Raw genomic sequence first — 18,792 nt, forward strand, 5'->3', positions numbered from 1 at the left:
GTTAATATGAATATATATAACATTTTAGCAGCATGAATTTGCGTACTATCACACGATAATTGTTCATTTTTTATACTATTCAAGAATAAAAAAAGGCCCCTGTTGAATGGGCAGGGGCCTGGTACGAGCAAGCATCATATTGGGCGACATGATGCAACGGTAAAAATCATTTGGCCTGATGGCGCTCAATGATTCCTTTCATTTCAGCAACCGCCGTCCCGTCTACGACATAACGCGAATACTCGTCCGCGCGTGCATCTGATGACATGGACAATCCCTGATTACGATAACGCATCGGTGAGGCTTGCCACGCTCCTGCAGAGCTATGGACTTCCAGCACTCCGGCATCGAGGAAATGGTGCAGGTTTTCTGCACGGACTCCTGCTCCGGCCATGATGATTGGAGCATCACCATAGGCAATAAGTTCCATAATTTTTGATAAACCTTGCAATGCATCTGATTTTTGCCCCGATGTCAGCACCCTGGCAACGCCTAATTCAGCAAGGTTATTCAGTGTATTTAAAGGGTTAGCGCACATATCGAAGGCGCGATGAAAAGTGACTGCCAGCGGACCGGCAGCCGCCATTATTTTTTCCATTCGTGGCATATCGACATTACCGTCAACATCCAGAACGCCCGTCACCAGCCCAGGAAATCCTAATTCGCGTACTGTGCGGATATCTTCAAGAATGGCGGCAAACTCACCGTCGCTGTAGCAAAAATCGCCACCGCGTGGGCGGATGATCGGATGTACGGGGATCGTAACATGCTGGCGCACGGACTTAAGAACGCCCAGCGACGGCGTTAGCCCCCCTTCTTTCGGTGCCGCACACAATTCTATTCTGTCGGCACCGTTTTGCTGCGCCGTCAGCGCGCACTCCATGCTGTAACAGCAAATTTCCAGTAATGCCATTTTTGCTCCTTAATCACGCCGACTGCTCACTGGCGACAATCTCTTCGATAGACCACGGATGAAACTTAATCGTCGTTTTGCCATCGGTGACCGCCAGCGTCGGATTTGGTAATCGCTCATGTTCACCTTTTGGCGAGCTGGTTTTAACCGAGATCCCCGGCTGGCGGAGTCCTTCATCAGAAAGCAACGCCAGCGCACGAGCATTCAACGTTTCCGGCTCTCCTGGCAGAACAATTTCGATATGTTCCCAGCCTTCGTGCGGGTAGCGTTTTTCCCCAGGCCACGGTAGCTCCACAATGGAAAACTGCCAGTGAGCAACCTGTACCGGTTCACGCAATTTAAACAGGCAAATCGGTCTGCCATTGATAATATTTTCTGACAGGAGTTCGCCGCACTGTTCAAACCCGCGACGCCAGCGTTCAGCCGTGGCGTTTTGATGGCAACGCAAAGAAATGTGATCGGCAGTCAGCGGGGTAATATCCAGCCCCAGGCGGTGTGAAAGTTGGTCTAATGCGTGGATAAATCGCGGTAAATCCGTTGCAATATCCTGCAACTCGTCGATAGATTGCCAGTTCGCCATAATCACTCTTCGTCTTTCAGTAAAAGCGTTAATTTACCCTGTTGCCCTGCGCCAACCAACCGCTGATTTCGCGCAGCTCCTGATGCAATAGTGAAAACGGCAATACGCCACGCGCACGTAGCTGACGAAAACAGCCATTTGCAGTATACTCCCGCCCTAATTTCTTTAACTGGTGCGGGCAATTTTTGCTCGCTTCATCAATGTAAGGTATTCCGGTGAATATTCAGGCTCTTCTCTCAGAAAAAGTCCGTCAGGCCATGATTGCGGCAGGCGCGCCTGCGGATTGCGAACCGCAGGTTCGTCAGTCAGCAAAAGTTCAGTTCGGCGACTATCAGGCTAACGGCATGATGGCAGTTGCTAAAAAACTGGGTATGGCACCGCGACAATTAGCAGAGCAGGTGCTGACTCATCTGGATCTTAACGGTATCGCCAACAAAGTTGAGATCGCCGGTCCTGGTTTTATCAACATTTTCCTTGATCCGGCATTCCTGGCTGAACATGTTCAGCAGGCGCTGGCATCCGAGCGTCTCGGTGTTGCTACGCCAGAAAAACAGACCATTGTGGTTGACTACTCCGCGCCAAACGTAGCGAAAGAGATGCACGTCGGTCATCTGCGTTCCACCATTATTGGTGACGCGGCAGTACGTACTCTGGAGTTCCTCGGTCACAAAGTGATTCGCGCTAACCACGTTGGCGACTGGGGCACTCAGTTCGGTATGCTGATTGCATGGCTGGAAAAGCAGCAGCAGGAAAACGCCGGTGAAATGGAACTGGCTGACCTTGAAGGTTTCTACCGCGATGCGAAAAAGCATTACGACGAAGATGAAGAGTTCGCCGAACGCGCACGTAACTACGTGGTAAAACTGCAAAGCGGTGACGAATATTTCCGCGAGATGTGGCGCAAGCTGGTCGACATCACCATGACGCAGAACCAGATCACCTACGATCGTCTGAACGTGACGCTGACCCGCGATGACGTGATGGGCGAAAGCCTTTATAACCCGATGCTGCCGGGTATCGTGGCAGATCTGAAAGCCAAAGGTCTGGCAGTAGAAAGTGAAGGCGCGACCGTCGTATTCCTTGATGAGTTCAAAAACAAGGAAGGCGAACCGATGGGCGTCATCATTCAGAAAAAAGATGGCGGCTATCTCTACACCACCACCGATATCGCCTGTGCGAAGTACCGTTACGAGACGCTACATGCCGATCGCGTGCTGTATTACATCGACTCCCGTCAGCATCAACACCTGATGCAGGCGTGGGCGATCGTCCGTAAAGCAGGCTACGTGCCGGAATCCGTACCGCTGGAACACCACATGTTTGGCATGATGCTGGGCAAAGACGGCAAACCGTTTAAAACCCGTGCGGGCGGTACGGTGAAACTGGCGGATCTGCTGGATGAAGCACTGGAACGTGCACGTCGTCTGGTGGCAGACAAGAACCCGGACATGCCAGCTGACGAGCTGGAAAAACTGGCTAACGCGGTTGGTATTGGTGCGGTGAAATACGCGGATCTCTCCAAAAACCGCACCACCGACTACATCTTCGACTGGGACAACATGCTGGCGTTTGAGGGTAATACCGCGCCGTACATGCAGTATGCCTACACCCGTGTATTGTCCGTGTTCCGTAAAGCGGAAATTAACGAAGAACAACTGGCTGCCGCTCCGGTGATCATTCGTGAAGATCGCGAAGCACAACTGGCTGCTCGCCTGCTGCAGTTTGAAGAAACCCTCACTGTGGTTGCTCGTGAAGGCACGCCGCATGTGATGTGTGCTTACCTGTACGATCTGGCCGGTCTGTTCTCTGGCTTCTACGAGCACTGCCCGATCCTCAGCGCAGAAAACGAAGAAGTGCGTAACAGCCGCCTGAAACTGGCACAACTGACGGCGAAGACGCTGAAGCTGGGTCTGGATACGCTGGGTATTGAGACAGTAGAGCGTATGTAATCCATTTTTCGTGAGAATGAAGCCTGATCAGGGTTACCCGATCAGGCTTTTTTATTGCCATCTAAATGTATTCTGAAAATGGACATACCATCGTTTTCTCACTGTTGGGTAAGAGGCCAGAAGCGTAATATCCAGCCCCAGGGAAACGGTAACGGTTGATTTTAAGGAATACCGCAGTGTTTAAATTTCTTGTATTAACATTAGGCATTATTTCTTGCCAGGCTTACGCAGAAGATACGGTTATAGTAAATGACCATGACATTTCAGCCATCAAAGATTGTTGGCAAAAAAACTCAGATGATGATACTGACATTAACGTGATCAAATCATGCCTGCGACAAGAATACAATCTCGTCGATGCGCAATTAAATAAAGCCTATGGTGAAGCTTATCGTTATATAGAACAGGTGCCACGCACAGGTGCAAAAAAACCTGATACCGAACAACTTAACTTGCTTAAAAAATCACAACGAGCCTGGCTGGACTTTAGGGACAAAGAATGTGAATTAATCCTTTCAAATGAGGACGTTCAGGATTTAAGTAACCCTTATTCTGAATCAGAATGGCTATCATGTATGATCATCCAGACCAATACGCGAACTCGCCAGTTGCAGCTATACCGTAACTCTGAAGATTTTTATCCAAGCCCTTTGACAAGAGGGTAATTCACATATTTTTGGCATGTTTTGTTGCAAGCTATTCCTGATAAATAATTGCAACAAAACATGGAGCCTTTTTCACTGAGTTATTAAACATGCTCGCGAGCGCGTATTTTTTATTTGTACTTCAGCGATAATTCACAATCACTTCATTACGTTGTACCTTCAGCGGCGGAATTAACCGCCCACCGCCAGGCACTTCCCAGATAAAGCGCAACGGTTCTGCTGCCGGTATGCCGGAAAAGGCCACAGTGTTCCCGCTCTGCCCGTCTAATTCGACACAACGAGATTGCGAGCACAAGCGAACCCGCAGCCCCGATGGTGTCGGGCCGATAAGCTGATAACGCCACGCCACCAGCGTCATCAATCCTGAAACAGGTTGTCGCGAAGAAAGAGGTGCTGACGACATCGACTCACCGCGATGATTTAGCGTAACGCCCACACTACTTGTCTGCCACATCCCCTCCCCGGCGGCTTGTACAACCAGCGGAAACAACAATATCGCCAGTAAGATCCTCATTACTTACCACCAATAGTCGCCGTCATCCGAATCTGCCGGTTATCAGAGAGTTCGAGATTCGACAGCACCACCAGTTGCGGCAGGCTACGGCGCAGAAAGCGAGACAATAGCGGGCGCAGCGCGTGGTTCACCAACAGTACTGGCGGCGCACCCAGCATCTCCTGACGGGATAATGCTTCCTGGGTTTGCGCCAGCAAACGATCCGCCAGCCCCGGTTCCAGTCCGCCACCGCCCTGCAACGCCTGTAACAGTAACCGCTCCAGTGGCGTATCCAGACCAATAACGTGAACTTCATCTTTACCGGGGAACCACTGCTGAGTAATTGCCCGCCCCAGCGCCACGCGGACGACGGCGGTTAATTCATGCGGATCGCTCTGGATGGGCGCGTGTTCCGCCAGCGTTTCGAGAATGGTGCGCATATCGCGGATCGGTACTTTTTCATCAAGCAGGTTTTGTAGCACTTTATGCAGCGTAGTGAGCGTGACAACGCCAGGAACCAGATCCTCCGTCAGTTTTGGCATCTCCTGCGCCACGCGATCCAGCAACTGCTGCGCCTCCTGGCGACCAAACAGTTCTGCGGCATGTTGACTAATGAGGTGGTTAAGATGCGTTGCCACCACTGTACTGGCTTCAACTACCGTATATCCCTGAATCTGCGCTTGTTCTTTAAGCGCACTTTCGATCCAGATAGCATTAAGACCAAATGCCGGATCGACAGTCACTTCACCGGGTAGCGTCCCGGCGGCTGTTCCTGGGTTAATGGCCAGCCAGCGCCCCGGATAAGCATCACCACAGCCAATCTCAACGCCTTTCATCAAGATACGATAGCGGGCAGGTTGTAGATCCATATTGTCGCGGATGTGCACCACTGGTGGCAGAAAGCCCATCTCCTGAGCAAATTTCTTGCGAATACTGCGAATACGACCAAGCAACTCGCCATCCTGCTGAAAATCGACCATCGGGATCAGCCGATAACCCACTTCCATTCCCAGAGAATCTTCCAGTTGCACATCGTTCCAGGTCGCTTCGACAACGGCATTATTTTCCGCCATCTTCACTGGTTTCGGTTCAGCAGGCGCGTTTTGTTCGCGTCCACGTATCCACCACGCCAGCCCCAGCAATCCCGCTGTGAACAGTAAAAATACCAGGTTTGGCATTCCTGGCACCAGACCAAGTAAACCCAACACAGCGGCACTTAACAGCATGACTCTGGGGTTACTGAAAAGCTGATTCACCATCTGCTCGCCAACATCCTGATCGGTGCTGACTCGCGTAACGATAACCCCCGCAGCGGTAGAAATAACCAGTGCTGGTATTTGCGCGACCAGGCCATCACCGATGGTCAACAGCGTATAACTTTCCGCTGCATGACCCATGCTCATGCCATGTTGCAACACACCAACCAGCAATCCGCCAACAACGTTAATGACCATGATGAGGATCCCGGCGATGGCGTCACCACGGACAAACTTACTCGCCCCGTCCATTGAGCCGTAAAAATCAGCTTCCTGGGTCACTTCTAATCGTCGCTTTTTTGCTTCATCTTCGCCAATCAGGCCAGCGTTGAGGTCGGCATCAATCGCCATCTGTTTACCTGGCATTCCGTCGAGAACAAAGCGCGCGCCCACTTCCGCGATACGTCCGGCACCTTTGGTGATAACCATAAAGTTGATGATCACAAGAATGACGAACACCACAATGCCAATGGCAAAGTTGCCGCCCACGAGAAAATGACCGAACGCTTCGACGACCTTCCCTGCCGCCGCCGCGCCGGTATGCCCTTCCATCAAAATGATACGCGTGGAGGCCACATTAAGCGCCAGACGCAACAGCGTGGTAAACAACAGAATGGTCGGAAACGCGGCAAACTCAAGCGTGCGCTGGGTAAACATCGCCACCAGCAACACCATAATCGACAAGGCAATATTGAAGGTAAACAGCAGATCGAGAATGAATGCAGGCAATGGCAGCACCATCATCGACAAAATCAGCAAGATCAAAATAGGCCCGGCAAGGATCTGCCATTGTGTCGATTTCAGGTTTGCGGGCAGGCGCAGCATCGCGGCCAGATTACTCATGGGACGGTTTCTCGTTGATAAAATCCAGGGCTTCCGGCACCGGAAGATAAGTGGGTTGTACGGGGCGTTGTCCACCGGCCAGACGCCAGCGTTTCAGTTGCCAGACCCAGGCCAGCACTTCCGCCACGGCGGCATACAGTTGACCGGGAATTTGCTGGCCGATTTCTGCGTGTCGATACAGCGCGCGCGCCAGCGGCGGTGCTTCAAGAGTCGGGACGTTATTTTCAGCGGCAATTTCACGAATGCGTAACGCCACCAGCCCCGCGCCTTTAGCAACGACTTTCGGCGCGCTCATTTTGTTTTCGTCATATTGCAATGCCACTGAGTAGTGAGTTGGGTTATTAACAATGACGTCCGCTTTCGGCACATCGGCCATCATCCGCCGCCGCGCGGCAGCACGCTGCATCTGACGAATTCGCCCTTTGACATGCGGATCGCCTTCGCTTTGTTTGAACTCATCACGAATATCCTGTCGTGACATACGCAGCTTTTTCAGGTGGCTGAAAATTTGAAAAAAGACGTCAAATCCCACCATCGGAATGACACCAAGCACCACTAAAAGCGCGCATAACCCCACAACATCCATCGCGTTAGCCATTGCAGTAATGGGTGACTGCGCCATTAAGCGCATCATCTGCGGCCAGTGATGCCAGAGATAAAAGCCAGTAACACAGCCAACCAGTGTAGATTTCAGGATAGCTTTCAGCAGCTCCGCGCCAGTTTGCGCCGAGAACATACGTTTAATGCCCGGTAGCGGGTTGAGTTTAGAAAACTTCGGTTGCAATGATTTACCACTGAATACCAGCCCCCCCAGCATGACCGGCGAAATAAGCGCCACCAGCACCACCCCGCTAATCAGCGGCAACAGTGCCAGCATGGCTTCTCTGATCAGCAAAATAATCTGTCCGAGGATCAGGTTGGGATCATTGATGATGCGGTGATCAAAATGCAGCCCGGCAGAGAGCATCCCCGACAACCGCCGTGCCAGAGACGCGCCACCAAACCAGATAACACACACGCCAACCAGCAAAATCAGCAGTGAAGTCAGCTCACGGGAGCGTGGGATCTGCCCCTCTTCCCGCGCTTTTTCAAGTCGGTGAGGTGTGGGGGCTTCTGTTTTGTCGTCGCTCTCGTCAGACACGTCGCCAATCCTGGAAATGGTGATAAGCGTGAATAATGCCAGAGCGGAAAACGTTCAATGCCTGGAGTAAGGGGCAAAACAGGTGGGATTTGGGGCTTTTGCCGCAATACACCAGGCATGGTCCACGTTTGTCGGATGTGGTGTAAACGCCTTATCCGACCGCCTGATATGACGCGGTCACGTCCCATCAGGCAATACAAATCAAAACCCAAGACTATCCAATAAATCGTCAACCTGATCCTGACTGGCAACCACACCGGCTTTGCTGGTATCGACCTGTGGTCCGTTAAGCAAACTCTGGTTTTCACGTTTCGGGCGCGCATCCTGCTCCGGGATGTTTTCCAGCAGCACCATCAACAGCTGGCGTTCAATTTCCTGAATCACATCCATCATCCGTTTAATCACCTGCCCGGTGAGATCCTGAAAATCCTGCGCCATCATAATTTCCAGTAACTGCGCGTTAGTGAAGCTGGTATGAGCGGGCACATCCGCCAGAAATTGCCGCGTATCCGTCACCAGTTCCCGGGCATCGGCAAGGTCAATCGGATCGGCAAACCAGTCATCCCAACGTTGGGTTAATGCTTTTGCCGATTTCTCCATTTGATCTTGATGCGGTTGTGACGCCTCAACGCTGTTCAGCGCCCGCTCTGCGGCCTGCGCGGTCATCTGCACAACGTAGAACAGGCGATCGCGGGCATCAGGGATGGCTTCCGCTGCTTCGGCTATCGCCTGATCCAGCCCCAGCTCACGCAGGCTGTCACGCAGCATACGCGTCAGGCTACCGATGCGCGCTATGATATCGCCGGCTGCATGTTCATCAGCAGGTTTGATTGATGGTTGCATCATAGTCGCATCCTCACATGCCCAGTTTCTCAAAGATTTTGTTGAGTTTTTCCTCCAGCGTCGCGGCGGTAAATGGCTTAACCACATAGCCACTGGCCCCCGCTTGTGCTGCCGCGATAATGTTCTCTTTCTTCGCCTCTGCGGTCACCATCAGCACTGGCAGCGCCGACATCACCCCATCGGCACGAATGGTTTTCAGCAACTCCAGACCATCCATATTCGGCATATTCCAGTCGGAGATCACAAAACCATAACCACCCGCCTGTAACTTGTTGAGAGCATCAGCGCCATCTTCTGCTTCCTCAACATTGTTGAAACCCAACTCTTTCAGTAGGTTACGCACAATGCGTCGCATGGTGGAAAAGTCATCCACAACCAAAAATTTAAGTTCTTTATCCGCCATTTCACACTCCTGATTTAAATACGTATCGCCTGTCCGGCACTGATTTTCGCCAGCATTTGCTGGCTTACCTGGCTAAGATCGACCACTTCGCAGACGCCCCCCAGATTGATAGCCTCGCGCGGCATACCGAACACCACACAGCTTGCTTCGTTTTGCGCAAGGGTCCATGCCCCCGCCTGACGCATCGACAACATTCCCGCCGCACCGTCGTTGCCCATACCGGTGAGGATCACCCCAACCGCGTTGCGCCCCGCCTGTCTGGCGACAGAATGAAACAACACATCCACTGACGGTCGATGACGGTTAACCGCCGGGCCATCGTGAATTTTGATTTGATAGTTCGCGCCGCTGCGCGCCAGTTCCATATGTCGATCGCCTGGGGCGATATAGGCATGTCCCGGTAAGACGCGTTCACCGTCTTCCGCCTCTTTCACGCCGATTTGACACAGCTTATTCAGGCGGTCGGCAAAAGAACGGGTAAAGCCAGGCGGCATATGCTGGGTGATTAACAGTGCCGGGCTGGAAAGCGGCAGCGGCTGCAATACGTGCCGAATTGCCTCAGTTCCCCCCGTCGAAGCGCCAATCGCAATCAGTTTTTCAGAACTCAACAACGGCCCCGCCTTCAGTGTTGCCGGAGCCGATAATGGTTTATGCGCCGCGAGGCTCGCCCTTGACGCCGTACGCACCTTTTCAGCGATCATTTCGCTGTACGCCAGCATCCCTTCTCGAATACCCAGTTGCGGTTTAGTGACAAAATCTATCGCTCCCAACTCCAGCGCGCGCAGCGTCACTTCAGAACCTTTGCCGGTCAGAGAAGAAACCATCACAACGGGCATTGGACGCAAACGCATTAACTTTTCGAGGAAATCCAGTCCGTCCATCCGTGGCATTTCAACATCCAGCGTCAGCACATCGGGGTTGAATTTCTTAATCAAATCTCGTGCGACCAGCGGATCGGGCGCCGTTGCCACCATTTCCATATCGCTATGGCTGTTGATGATTTCCGTCATGATCTGGCGCATCAGTGCCGAATCATCGACAGACAACACCCTGATTTTGCTCATGGTTAATCCTTACTTAGCGCATACACCGTCTGCCCACGCAGCGTGAAGCTGCGCTCAAGGTGGCTGAAATTTTCAGAGTGCCCCGCAAACAGCAATCCGTCAGGTTTAAGTAGTGGTACGAAGCGGCGCAAAATCTCCTGTTGGGTCGTTTGATCAAAGTAGATCATGACGTTACGACAGAAGATCGCATCAAATGGCCCCGGTACGGTGTACTGTTTCGCCAACAAATTCAGCGGGGAAAAATCGACATAGCTCGCCAGTTCCTGGCGCACGCGCACCAGCCCTTCATGCGGCCCCGTGCCGCGCATGAAGTAACGCTGGAGTTGTTGTGGCGTCAGGTTTTTCAGTTCTTCATGGCGATAAATACCGCTTCTGGCTTTTTCCAGCACTTCGGTGTCGATATCACTGGCGAACACTTTCCAGCGTCCGGGCGCGGTGCCTAATGTGTCCGCCAGCGTCATGGCAATGCTGTACGGCTCTTCACCTGTCGACGCCGCCGCGCTCCATACACGATATTCTCCGGAACGACGGCGAGCGTGAGCCGCGATCAGTGGGAAATGATGCCCTTCACGAAAAAATGCCGTCAGGTTGGTGGTCAGCGAGTTAATAAATGCCTGCCACTCGCCGCTGAGCTGATTAGATTCCAGCATGTTCAGATAATGACCAAAATCGGCCAGTCCCAGCGAACGCAAACGGCGTATCAACCGGTTGTAGACCATGTCACGCTTGTGATCGGCCAGAACGATCCCCGCCCGTTGATAGATCAATTGGCTTATCCGCCGAAAATGAACGTCGGAAAGCACCAGGCGCTCGGTCATCTGTAACAATAAAGACGTTTGCCCACAGGGCTGAGATGATGTCATAGCGCCTTCTCAATCACTTCAGGAAACCACTGACACAGCCTGTAACTGCGCCGATTGTGTTGTAATAGCGCCATCAGAGACGATAAGCGCGACGTTCTGTTGCATCATCGGCCTCATCTGGCGGCAATGACGCTTGAGTAAATACCCATCAAAATGTTTCCCAGTTTGGCTCTTGTTCCGCGATACGCCGCCGCGACTGTGCTGGTGATTGCTCACTGGCAGGCCGGGATTTTAGTGGTGGTTTGTGGTTTAGCTGACTGGCTGCCAGACGAAATGCGGATACAGCCTGAGTTAAACGGCTGGCCTGCTCTTCCAGTGCGGCAGCAGCGGCGGCTGACTCCTGCACCAACGAGGCATTCTGTTGAGTGACGCGATCCATTTCCGACACAGCCAGCGCAACTTGATCAATGCCACGGCTCTGCTCATCGGAGGCTGAAGCAATTTCCCCCATAATGTCGGTGACGCGCGTAACCGCATTAACGATATTCGTCATCGTTTCCCCGGCGCTTTCGACCAGCACCGAACCGGTATCAACACGGGAAACTGAGTCTTCTATCAGAGCTTTGATCTCTTTTGCTGCCTGGGCGCTGCGACTGGCAAGATTACGCACTTCGCCCGCCACTACAGCAAAACCACGCCCCTGCTCCCCGGCACGCGCGGCTTCAACAGCGGCATTCAGCGCGAGGATATTGGTCTGGAATGCAATGCCGTCGATTACGCTAATAATGTCGGCGATTTTCTTCGAACTGTCGGCGATTTCATGCATGGTTTTCACCACGCCATCCACCACTTTGCCGCCGTGCTGCGCGGTGTCGGAGGCACTTTGTGCCAGTTGCGAGGCCTGACGGGCGTTATCGGCGTTCTGTTTTACCGTCGCGGTGAGCTGTTCCATGCTGGCGGCAGTTTCTTCCAGCGCGGATGCCTGCTGTTCAGTACGGGAGGAAAGATCGGTATTGCCCGCTGCAATTTCACGTGTGCCGGCATAGATGGCGTCCGACCCCTGCCGCACGTGAGTAACTGTGTCGGTCAAGGAACGCTGCATATGCGAAACGCTCTGCGCCAGTTCGCCCATTTCACTGCGTCCATCAATGATGAGGCTATTCGCCAGGTTACCGCCGGCAATTTCGCGAATGTGAGCAATGATTTTCGCCAGCGGGTTAAGCAACATGCGGCGGATGCCGAACCACGCCACCAGCAAAATTAATACCACCACCAGCGCGATAATCGCCAGTTGCCACTGGGAAAAGCGGTAATCTTCTGCATTGTTAGTGACGATATTGCGGTAAAGTTTTTCACTACTAAGGGCGTACTGAGCAAATGCTTCGCCCATCGCATTTTGCATTCCCTGGGTTGGTTGAGCGAAGTAGGCGCCAGTATTGCCATAATCAAGATAATCAATCAGTTCTGTTAATGCTGTGTGATAGTTTTTGTATTTTTCATCAATATTACGACTGGTGGCGACCATTTCAGGTAACGGCGCCATGCTTTTGAATTTTTTATAATGGGTAGACGCCTGTGCCAATGTTTTCCTGGCGCTATCGAGCAATTCAACTTTTGCACTGCTTTGTTGATTGGATGAATCCATCATCATCCGCACCGCTGAACGACTCAGGTTAATGCGCGTTTGTAGCATTAAATCCCAGGTTGAGGTTAGCTCACTCTGTTGTTCCCGTAGTTCATTGGAAACGACAAAGCTTTTCTGGCTATGGTGAAGCGAAGAAAAAAACAGACTGCCGGAAATAAGCTGTAACAGTGCAAATACCCCCAGCACCATCATCAGCAGCGTGACTACGCGGATACGGTTAATCATAAGGCACCTTCCTGAAAACAAGTTGTTCTCGTTATCGGCAGGAAGAAGGGAAACTTTATTGCTGATGCCAGTCATGGCGAAATGAAGTAAAAAAACCCGATGCGCAGGTCATCGGGTTCATTTCATTACAGCAGGATAAATTACGCCACCTCTGACGCTGCGCTATCTAACAGCGCCATCTCTTCACTATTGAGCAGTTTTTCGATATTCACCAGAATTAACATGCGGTCACCCAGCGCCCCCAGCCCGGTGAGATATTCAGTAGAAAGCGTCACAGCAAATTCCGGTGCCGGACGAATTTGCTCCGCCGTCAATGAAAGAACGTCTGACACGCCATCAACCACAATGCCGACCACACGCAGCCCCAGATTCAGGACGATGACCACCGTGTTGTCGTTATATTCCACATCCACCTGGCTGAATTTAATGCGTAAGTCGACAATCGGCACAATAACGCCGCGCAGGTTAGTGACACCTTTGATAAATGCAGGCGTGTTCGCAATCCGCGTAACCTGATCGTAGCCACGGATCTCCTGCACTTTCAGAATATCAATACCGTACTCTTCATCACCGAGGGTAAATATCAGAAATTCCTGGCCTGACGGTTCGCTGGCCAGTTTTGTTACATTTGTCATACCGGTCATATTTATTACCTTTTTACTCATTCAGGCGGCGGTGTTCGCCATACGTTGTTCGCGATTTATCGTCTGCAAGGCAGATACATCAACAATCAGTGCCACGCTGCCGTCGCCGAGAATCGTTGCGGCGGATATTCCCGGGATTTTGCGATAGTTACTTTCCAGGTTTTTCACTACCACCTGGTGTTGACCAATTAATTGATCCACCAGCAAGGCGTAGCGGCGACCGCCACTTTGCAGGATCACCACAATGCCCTGAGTGGCTTCAGTTTTCGCGCCTGCAACGTTGAACACTTTCCACAGTTCGACGATGGGCAGATATTCACCTCGTACTTCCAGTACCCGCTCGCCACCCGCCAGTGGATGCATATCAGCTTCACGAGGTTGCAATGATTCCATGACGGCATTCAGCGGCAGAATGAAAACTTCATCTGCAACACGCACAGACATGCCATCGAGGATCGCCAGCGTCAGCGGCAGTAAAATACGGATTGTGGTTCCTGCGCCCGGCTTCGATTTGATTTCGACATGACCGCCCATCTCCTGGATATTACGTTTGACGACATCCATACCAACGCCGCGTCCAGAGACATCGGTAACCTGCTCTGCTGTAGAAAAACCAGGAGCAAATATCAGCATTGCCACTTCGTCATCCGTCATGTTGTCGCTGACGGTCAGACCCTGTGAAACAGCTTTTGCCAGAATCCGTTCACGGTTCAGCCCCGCGCCATCGTCGGTCACTTCGATGCAGATGTTGCCGCCCTGATGTTCAGCAGACAGAACCAAATTTCCGACGCTGTTTTTGCCTGCGGCGAGGCGTTTGTCCGGCAGTTCAATTCCGTGGTCGAGACTGTTGCGTACCAGGTGGGTCAGCGGATCGATAATGCGTTCTATCAGACTCTTGTCGAGTTCGGTGGAACTGCCCACCAGCGTCAGTTCCACCTGCTTGCCGAGTTTTCCCGCCAGATCACGCACCAGCCGGGGATAGCGACTAAAGACATATTCCATCGGCATCATGCGGATCGACATCACCGATTCCTGCAAATCACGAGCGTTACGTTGTAACTGCCCCATGCTGGTAATCAAATCACCATGATTAACCGGGTCCAGTTCGCTGGAACGCTGGGCCAGCATTGACTGGGTGATAACCAGTTCGCCGACAAGGTTAATCAGTTGATCAACCTTCTCCACCGCCACACGGATACTGGTGGATTCGCTGCCGCGCGGCGGTTTTTCCCGTTCTGCCCGTACGGCTGGCGCTTCTGCTGTGGCAAGTTTAAGCACCGGTGGCGCAGATACTTTCGCCGTAGACTCAACGCTTTCAAAGGCAATCTGATCGGCCTCAATGACAAAGCAAAGCACCGCAGTAATGTCGTCTTCCGCAATATCTCCCGCTAATGTCGCCGATAGCGAATCGGCTCCTTTCACCACGTCAGCCAACGTTGTCAGATGTCCCAGCTCTTCTTCCAGCAGATCGATTTCTCCCGCTTTCAGGCGCGAAAGGATAATTCGTCTCGGCGATTGACTACTATTCTGACCATCTTGCGGTTCACTTTTGGCAACCACACTTAATCGGGTCACTGCGGATACCGTTTCGCCTTTCGCTTCTAATGCCAGTTGACGCAAGGCCTGGCAGATATAATCGAAGCTGGCGGTATCCGGCTCTTGCGACTGTTTATAAGCGTCGAGCTGTTCTTGCATGATGTCCTTCGTTTCCAAAAACAGATTGATAATGTCGGTATTAAGCTGCATCTCACCGCGTCTGGCTTCATCGAGCAGATTTTCCATCAGATGCGTGGTTTCCTGTAACACAGTAAAACCAAACGTTCCTGCCCCTCCTTTGATGGAATGGGCTGCACGGAAGATGGCATTCAACTGTTCGGCATCTGGCGCTTCTGGTTGCAAATTAAGCAGATGCTGCTCCATATCGGCTAACAGTTCGTCCGCTTCATCAAAAAATGTCTGATAAAAATCGCTTATATCCATGCTCACGCTGTCACCTCGGTTCGGCTGATGGCATTGTGGGAACACTGACCTGCGGTGCGCTCCCTGTTTTTTCCAGAACACTTACCGGCTCATTCTGGCTTTCAGCGTTTTCATGCAAAATGGCCTGTTCGGCTTGTCTGTTCAGAACCAGCAGGCTGATTCGACGGTTGACGGCATCATCAGGTCCACGATCGCTTAAACGCATGGTGGCTGCCATGCCGACGACGCGCAGAATTTTGCCATCAGCCAGACCGCCCACCATTAGCTCACGGCGCGACGCATTAGCGCGTTCGGCAGAAAGCTCCCAGTTGCTATAGCCTTGCTCACCCTTGGCGTAAGGGAAATCATCGGTATGACCGGAGAGACTGATACTGTTAGGAATACCGTTCAGCACAGGCGCAATACTCCGCAGAATGTCACGCATATAGGGTTCGACGTCAGCACTGCCGGTTTTAAACATCGGGCGATTCTGGCTGTCGATAATCTGAATGCGTAAACCTTCCTGCACCAGATCGATTTTGAGATGTGGACGCAGCGCCCGTAGTTTCGGGTCTGATTCAATAAGCTGGTCGAGATCGCCCCGCAATTTCCGCAGCCGACTTTGCTCCATGCGTTTTTTCAGTTCTTCAATGTCTGGCTGCTTATTCACTTCTCCCTGGCTTTGGGTGTAATCATCACCCCCGCCAGGAATTGGGCTTTCACTATTCGAAATGCGATCGCCGCCCGTTACTGCCGTCGCCAGCGGCGTGCGGAAATATTCCGCAATCTGAATCAGCTCTTTTGGGCTGGAGATGGAGATCAGCCACATCACCAGAAAAAAAGCCATCATCGCAGTCATAAAGTCGGCATAAGCAATCTTCCACGATCCATGCGCCGCGCCGTGACGTTTCGCTTTGCGTCGTTTGACGACAATAATTGGATGCGCGTGATTCTTCATGCTTCCTCGGTTGTCGTCTGCTGTTGCGGATTTTTCACTGCACGAACGTGCTCTTCCAGTTCGACGAACGACGGGCGCTCGCTGGAATAGAGCGTTTTGCGACCAAATTCAACCGCAATTGGCGGTGCATAACCGTTGAGATTAGAAAGCAGTATGACTTTGACGCACTGCATCATTTTGCTGGTCTCTGCGCTTTTCTGGCGCAAAACACTTGCCAGCGGGGAAATAAATCCGTAAGCCAATAAGATACCGAGGAAAGTCCCCACCATCGCATGAGCAATCAGCGCCCCCAGTTCGGCGGCAGGACGATCGGCTGAACCTAACGCGTGAACCACCCCCATCACTGCGGCGACAATACCAAATGCCGGGAGCGAGTCACCGACCAGCGCCAGACTGTTTGCCGGGACTTCCGCCTCGCTTTCGTGAGTCTCGATCTCTTCATCCATCAAAGCTTCGATTTCGAAGGTATTCATGTGACCACTAATAATCAGGCGCAGATAATCGACAATAAAATCAAGCATGACGGCATCTGCCATAATGCGAGGATAACTGGCGAAGATCTCGCTCTCGCGAGGATTTTCAATATCGCGCTCCAGCGAAAACATGCCCATCTGGCGTGATTTCGCCATTAGCCGGTAAAGCAGTGCCAGCAGATCCATATACATCGCTTTGGTGTATTTGGAGCGGCGAAACAGTAACGGCAGCGCCTTAAGCGTGCCTTTGATGGCTTTACCGTTGTTGCCGACAATAAACGACCCAATGCCTGCACCGGCAATAATCACCAGTTCAGCGGGTTGATAGAGTGCTCCAAGACTTCCGCCGGTCATCAAATAACCGCCGAAAACTGTACCGAGAACAACCAGGTAACCTAATAAGATAAGCACGACATCATCCTTTCACTGTTGACCATGACAGGATGTTCAGTCGTCGGGCGTTAACTTACGGTCGGGGAAAAAAAGCAGCGACAATCACTTGCCGCTGCTGGAATGTTTCGCCATATCGCGTGAGTTAAACAGCCTGTACTCTCTGTTCATCCAGCAGTTGAGGGATAATATCGGCAGGGTCTTGAGAAAGTTTACGTCTTTTTACCGCTCGTGATGGCGGCTGACATAAGCTGCAGGCAAAGCTGCCAACAGGCTGATGGGCATGGGTGATAAAATTACCGCCGCAGCACTTGCAACTGGAAAGTTGTAGTAAACCACTTTCAACAAATCGCACCAGTGTCCAGGCGCGTGTCAACGCCAGCAGAGGGCCTTCTTCGGCTTGCGGACACTGTTCGAGGTATAAACGATAGGCTTTGATCACGGCATCGACGCCGTTACATAACCCGGTTTTCAGCAAAAACTGCCATGCATTACAAAACATCGACGCATGAACATTTTGTTCCCAGGTCATAAACCAGTCGGTGGAGAATGGCAGCATACCTTTCGGCGGCGGACTTCCGCGCAGTTCTTTATAGAGTTTGATCAGACGTCCGCGACTTAATTGTGTTTCACTTTCCAGCATCTGCAAACGAGCGCCGAGGGTGATCAATTCCATTGCCAGCTGAATATCCCGGGCTTCCTGAACAATGCTTTTTTCGCTCATTATCAGGCCCTTTTTTTACGCAGCACTTCTTCGGGCTGATTAACATCATTCAACAAACGTGTAGAGAGCATGATACCGGTATGAACTTGCTGGAGATCGTCAACGCGGGAATCCTGCGTCAACTGATTAATAGTCTGGTGGCTGTCAAAGCGGAAATGACAAATCAGTTGATTGGTTTCTGCCAGTTTAACCATTTGCGGAAGCGTCAGCGTCGCTAACGTTGTTGCCATTTCTTCATTAATACCGAGACGAAACATGGCGGACGCTTTGTCCTGAACGATCAGACGTTGTGCAAGAAGTAAATATGACAAATTGATGTCATAAATATGTTTCAGCAACTCGGAGGTATGCATTATTCCCATCCAGAATAACTAACTTTATTTTTATGCGGTATCACCGCACCCCGTGATGTCGCCGGGAAATCCCGGTAAAAAGTAAATAACCATGGAATAGTTGCGATCAACGAAAAAACACAGGCATCGTAAGAGATGAAACAATCCCTTACAGAGAGTAGTGTTTTTTACACTTATCTAAGATTTTTCCTAATTCGACGCAACTGTACTCGTCACCACTCACACATACAACGGAGCGACGCTGCGATTTTCGATAATGTGTGACTCAGATCACACAAAACACTCAATTACTTAACATTAATGTATAAGTCATACTTTTGTTTTGGTGATATTTCATTCTGTTAAAAAGTTTTTCAGCGCCCCTGACTTCAAAAATGAAGTGGATGCATAAAATTATTATGTTGCGCACTGTTAATATAAATCACCGTAAATAACCATATGTTATGTATGAAATAAATTTATTTATCC

General features: G+C 51.4%; 19 protein-coding genes. 2 read left to right on the forward strand and 17 right to left on the reverse strand.

Features of this window, described 5'->3' with window-relative positions:
• Positions 1-166 precede the first annotated feature (166 nt).
• Positions 167-913, reverse strand: coding sequence for a copper homeostasis protein CutC (cutC, locus tag HEN21_RS21210; protein ID WP_001185708.1), 747 nt, complete (start codon positions 911-913; stop codon positions 167-169).
• Positions 914-926: 13 nt separating this feature from the next.
• Complete coding sequence (locus HEN21_RS21215; RefSeq protein WP_021550919.1) at positions 927-1,493, reverse strand: VOC family protein; 567 nt, start codon at positions 1,491-1,493, stop codon at positions 927-929.
• A gap of 215 nt (positions 1,494-1,708) precedes the next feature.
• Between HEN21_RS21215 and argS the strand changes: the two genes are divergently transcribed.
• Complete coding sequence (gene argS / locus HEN21_RS21220; protein WP_001025301.1) at positions 1,709-3,442, forward strand: arginine--tRNA ligase; 1,734 nt, start codon at positions 1,709-1,711, stop codon at positions 3,440-3,442.
• A gap of 41 nt (positions 3,443-3,483) precedes the next feature.
• Here argS and yecV read toward each other — a convergent pair whose 3' ends face one another.
• Entirely contained in the window at positions 3,484-3,528 is a 45-nt protein-coding gene (gene yecV / locus HEN21_RS23195) for a protein YecV (RefSeq protein ID WP_211180499.1), read from the reverse strand.
• Between the two features lie 90 nt (positions 3,529-3,618).
• On the opposite strand from yecV, the gene HEN21_RS21225 reads away from it, so the two are divergent.
• Positions 3,619-4,107: a lysozyme inhibitor LprI family protein gene (locus HEN21_RS21225; protein ID WP_016158432.1), complete on the forward strand. Its 489-nt coding sequence runs from the start codon at positions 3,619-3,621 to the stop codon at positions 4,105-4,107.
• A gap of 121 nt (positions 4,108-4,228) precedes the next feature.
• Here HEN21_RS21225 and flhE read toward each other — a convergent pair whose 3' ends face one another.
• The 14 genes from flhE to flhD form a co-directional block, all read right to left on the reverse strand.
• The gene (gene flhE / locus HEN21_RS21230) at positions 4,229-4,621 is read right to left on the reverse strand and encodes a flagellar protein FlhE (protein ID WP_001221460.1); all 393 of its coding nucleotides are present in this window, start codon (positions 4,619-4,621) and stop codon (positions 4,229-4,231) included.
• On the reverse strand, positions 4,621-6,699 hold the full coding sequence (gene flhA / locus HEN21_RS21235) for a flagellar biosynthesis protein FlhA (RefSeq protein WP_176252113.1): 2,079 nt from the start codon (positions 6,697-6,699) through the stop codon (positions 4,621-4,623). Before flhA ends, flhE begins: the two co-directional genes overlap by 1 nt.
• Positions 6,692-7,840 carry a flagellar biosynthesis protein FlhB gene (gene flhB, locus HEN21_RS21240; RefSeq protein WP_176252114.1) on the reverse strand — a complete coding sequence of 383 codons (1,149 nt, stop codon included), beginning with the start codon at positions 7,838-7,840 and terminating at the stop codon, positions 6,692-6,694. Before flhB ends, flhA begins: the two co-directional genes overlap by 8 nt.
• A gap of 201 nt (positions 7,841-8,041) precedes the next feature.
• Positions 8,042-8,686 (reverse strand): protein phosphatase CheZ, encoded by a 645-nt coding sequence (gene cheZ / locus HEN21_RS21245; protein ID WP_000983594.1) that lies wholly within the window; start codon positions 8,684-8,686, stop codon positions 8,042-8,044.
• Positions 8,687-8,696: 10 nt separating this feature from the next.
• The gene (gene cheY, locus HEN21_RS21250) at positions 8,697-9,086 is read right to left on the reverse strand and encodes a chemotaxis response regulator CheY (protein ID WP_000763857.1); all 390 of its coding nucleotides are present in this window, start codon (positions 9,084-9,086) and stop codon (positions 8,697-8,699) included.
• A gap of 14 nt (positions 9,087-9,100) precedes the next feature.
• Positions 9,101-10,150, reverse strand: coding sequence for a protein-glutamate methylesterase/protein glutamine deamidase (cheB, locus tag HEN21_RS21255; RefSeq protein ID WP_000036400.1), 1,050 nt, complete (start codon positions 10,148-10,150; stop codon positions 9,101-9,103).
• A 2-nt stretch (positions 10,151-10,152) separates the two neighbouring features.
• Positions 10,153-11,013, reverse strand: a complete 861-nt coding sequence (gene cheR, locus HEN21_RS21260) for a protein-glutamate O-methyltransferase CheR (RefSeq protein WP_000204526.1) — start codon at positions 11,011-11,013, stop codon at positions 10,153-10,155.
• A gap of 148 nt (positions 11,014-11,161) precedes the next feature.
• Positions 11,162-12,823 (reverse strand): methyl-accepting chemotaxis protein II, encoded by a 1,662-nt coding sequence (gene tar / locus HEN21_RS21265; RefSeq protein ID WP_176252115.1) that lies wholly within the window; start codon positions 12,821-12,823, stop codon positions 11,162-11,164.
• 140 nt (positions 12,824-12,963) lie between these two features.
• A complete protein-coding gene (gene cheW, locus HEN21_RS21270) occupies positions 12,964-13,467 on the reverse strand; it encodes a chemotaxis protein CheW (protein ID WP_176252116.1) in 504 nt (167 codons plus the stop codon).
• 21 nt (positions 13,468-13,488) lie between these two features.
• Complete coding sequence (gene cheA / locus HEN21_RS21275; protein WP_176252117.1) at positions 13,489-15,453, reverse strand: chemotaxis protein CheA; 1,965 nt, start codon at positions 15,451-15,453, stop codon at positions 13,489-13,491.
• Positions 15,454-15,457: 4 nt separating this feature from the next.
• Entirely contained in the window at positions 15,458-16,384 is a 927-nt protein-coding gene (gene motB, locus HEN21_RS21280; protein ID WP_176252118.1) for a flagellar motor protein MotB, read from the reverse strand.
• Entirely contained in the window at positions 16,381-17,268 is an 888-nt protein-coding gene (gene motA, locus HEN21_RS21285) for a flagellar motor stator protein MotA (RefSeq protein WP_000906346.1), read from the reverse strand. The genes motB and motA overlap by 4 nt, the downstream gene beginning before the upstream one ends.
• A gap of 124 nt (positions 17,269-17,392) precedes the next feature.
• Positions 17,393-17,971 (reverse strand): flagellar transcriptional regulator FlhC, encoded by a 579-nt coding sequence (flhC, locus tag HEN21_RS21290; RefSeq protein ID WP_001291598.1) that lies wholly within the window; start codon positions 17,969-17,971, stop codon positions 17,393-17,395.
• Positions 17,972-17,973: 2 nt separating this feature from the next.
• A complete protein-coding gene (gene flhD, locus HEN21_RS21295) occupies positions 17,974-18,324 on the reverse strand; it encodes a flagellar transcriptional regulator FlhD (RefSeq protein ID WP_001516558.1) in 351 nt (116 codons plus the stop codon).
• Positions 18,325-18,792: the final 468 nt, after the last annotated feature.

The organism is Escherichia sp. 93.1518 (genome assembly GCF_013368915.2).
GTDB lineage: Bacteria > Pseudomonadota > Gammaproteobacteria > Enterobacterales > Enterobacteriaceae > Escherichia > Escherichia ruysiae.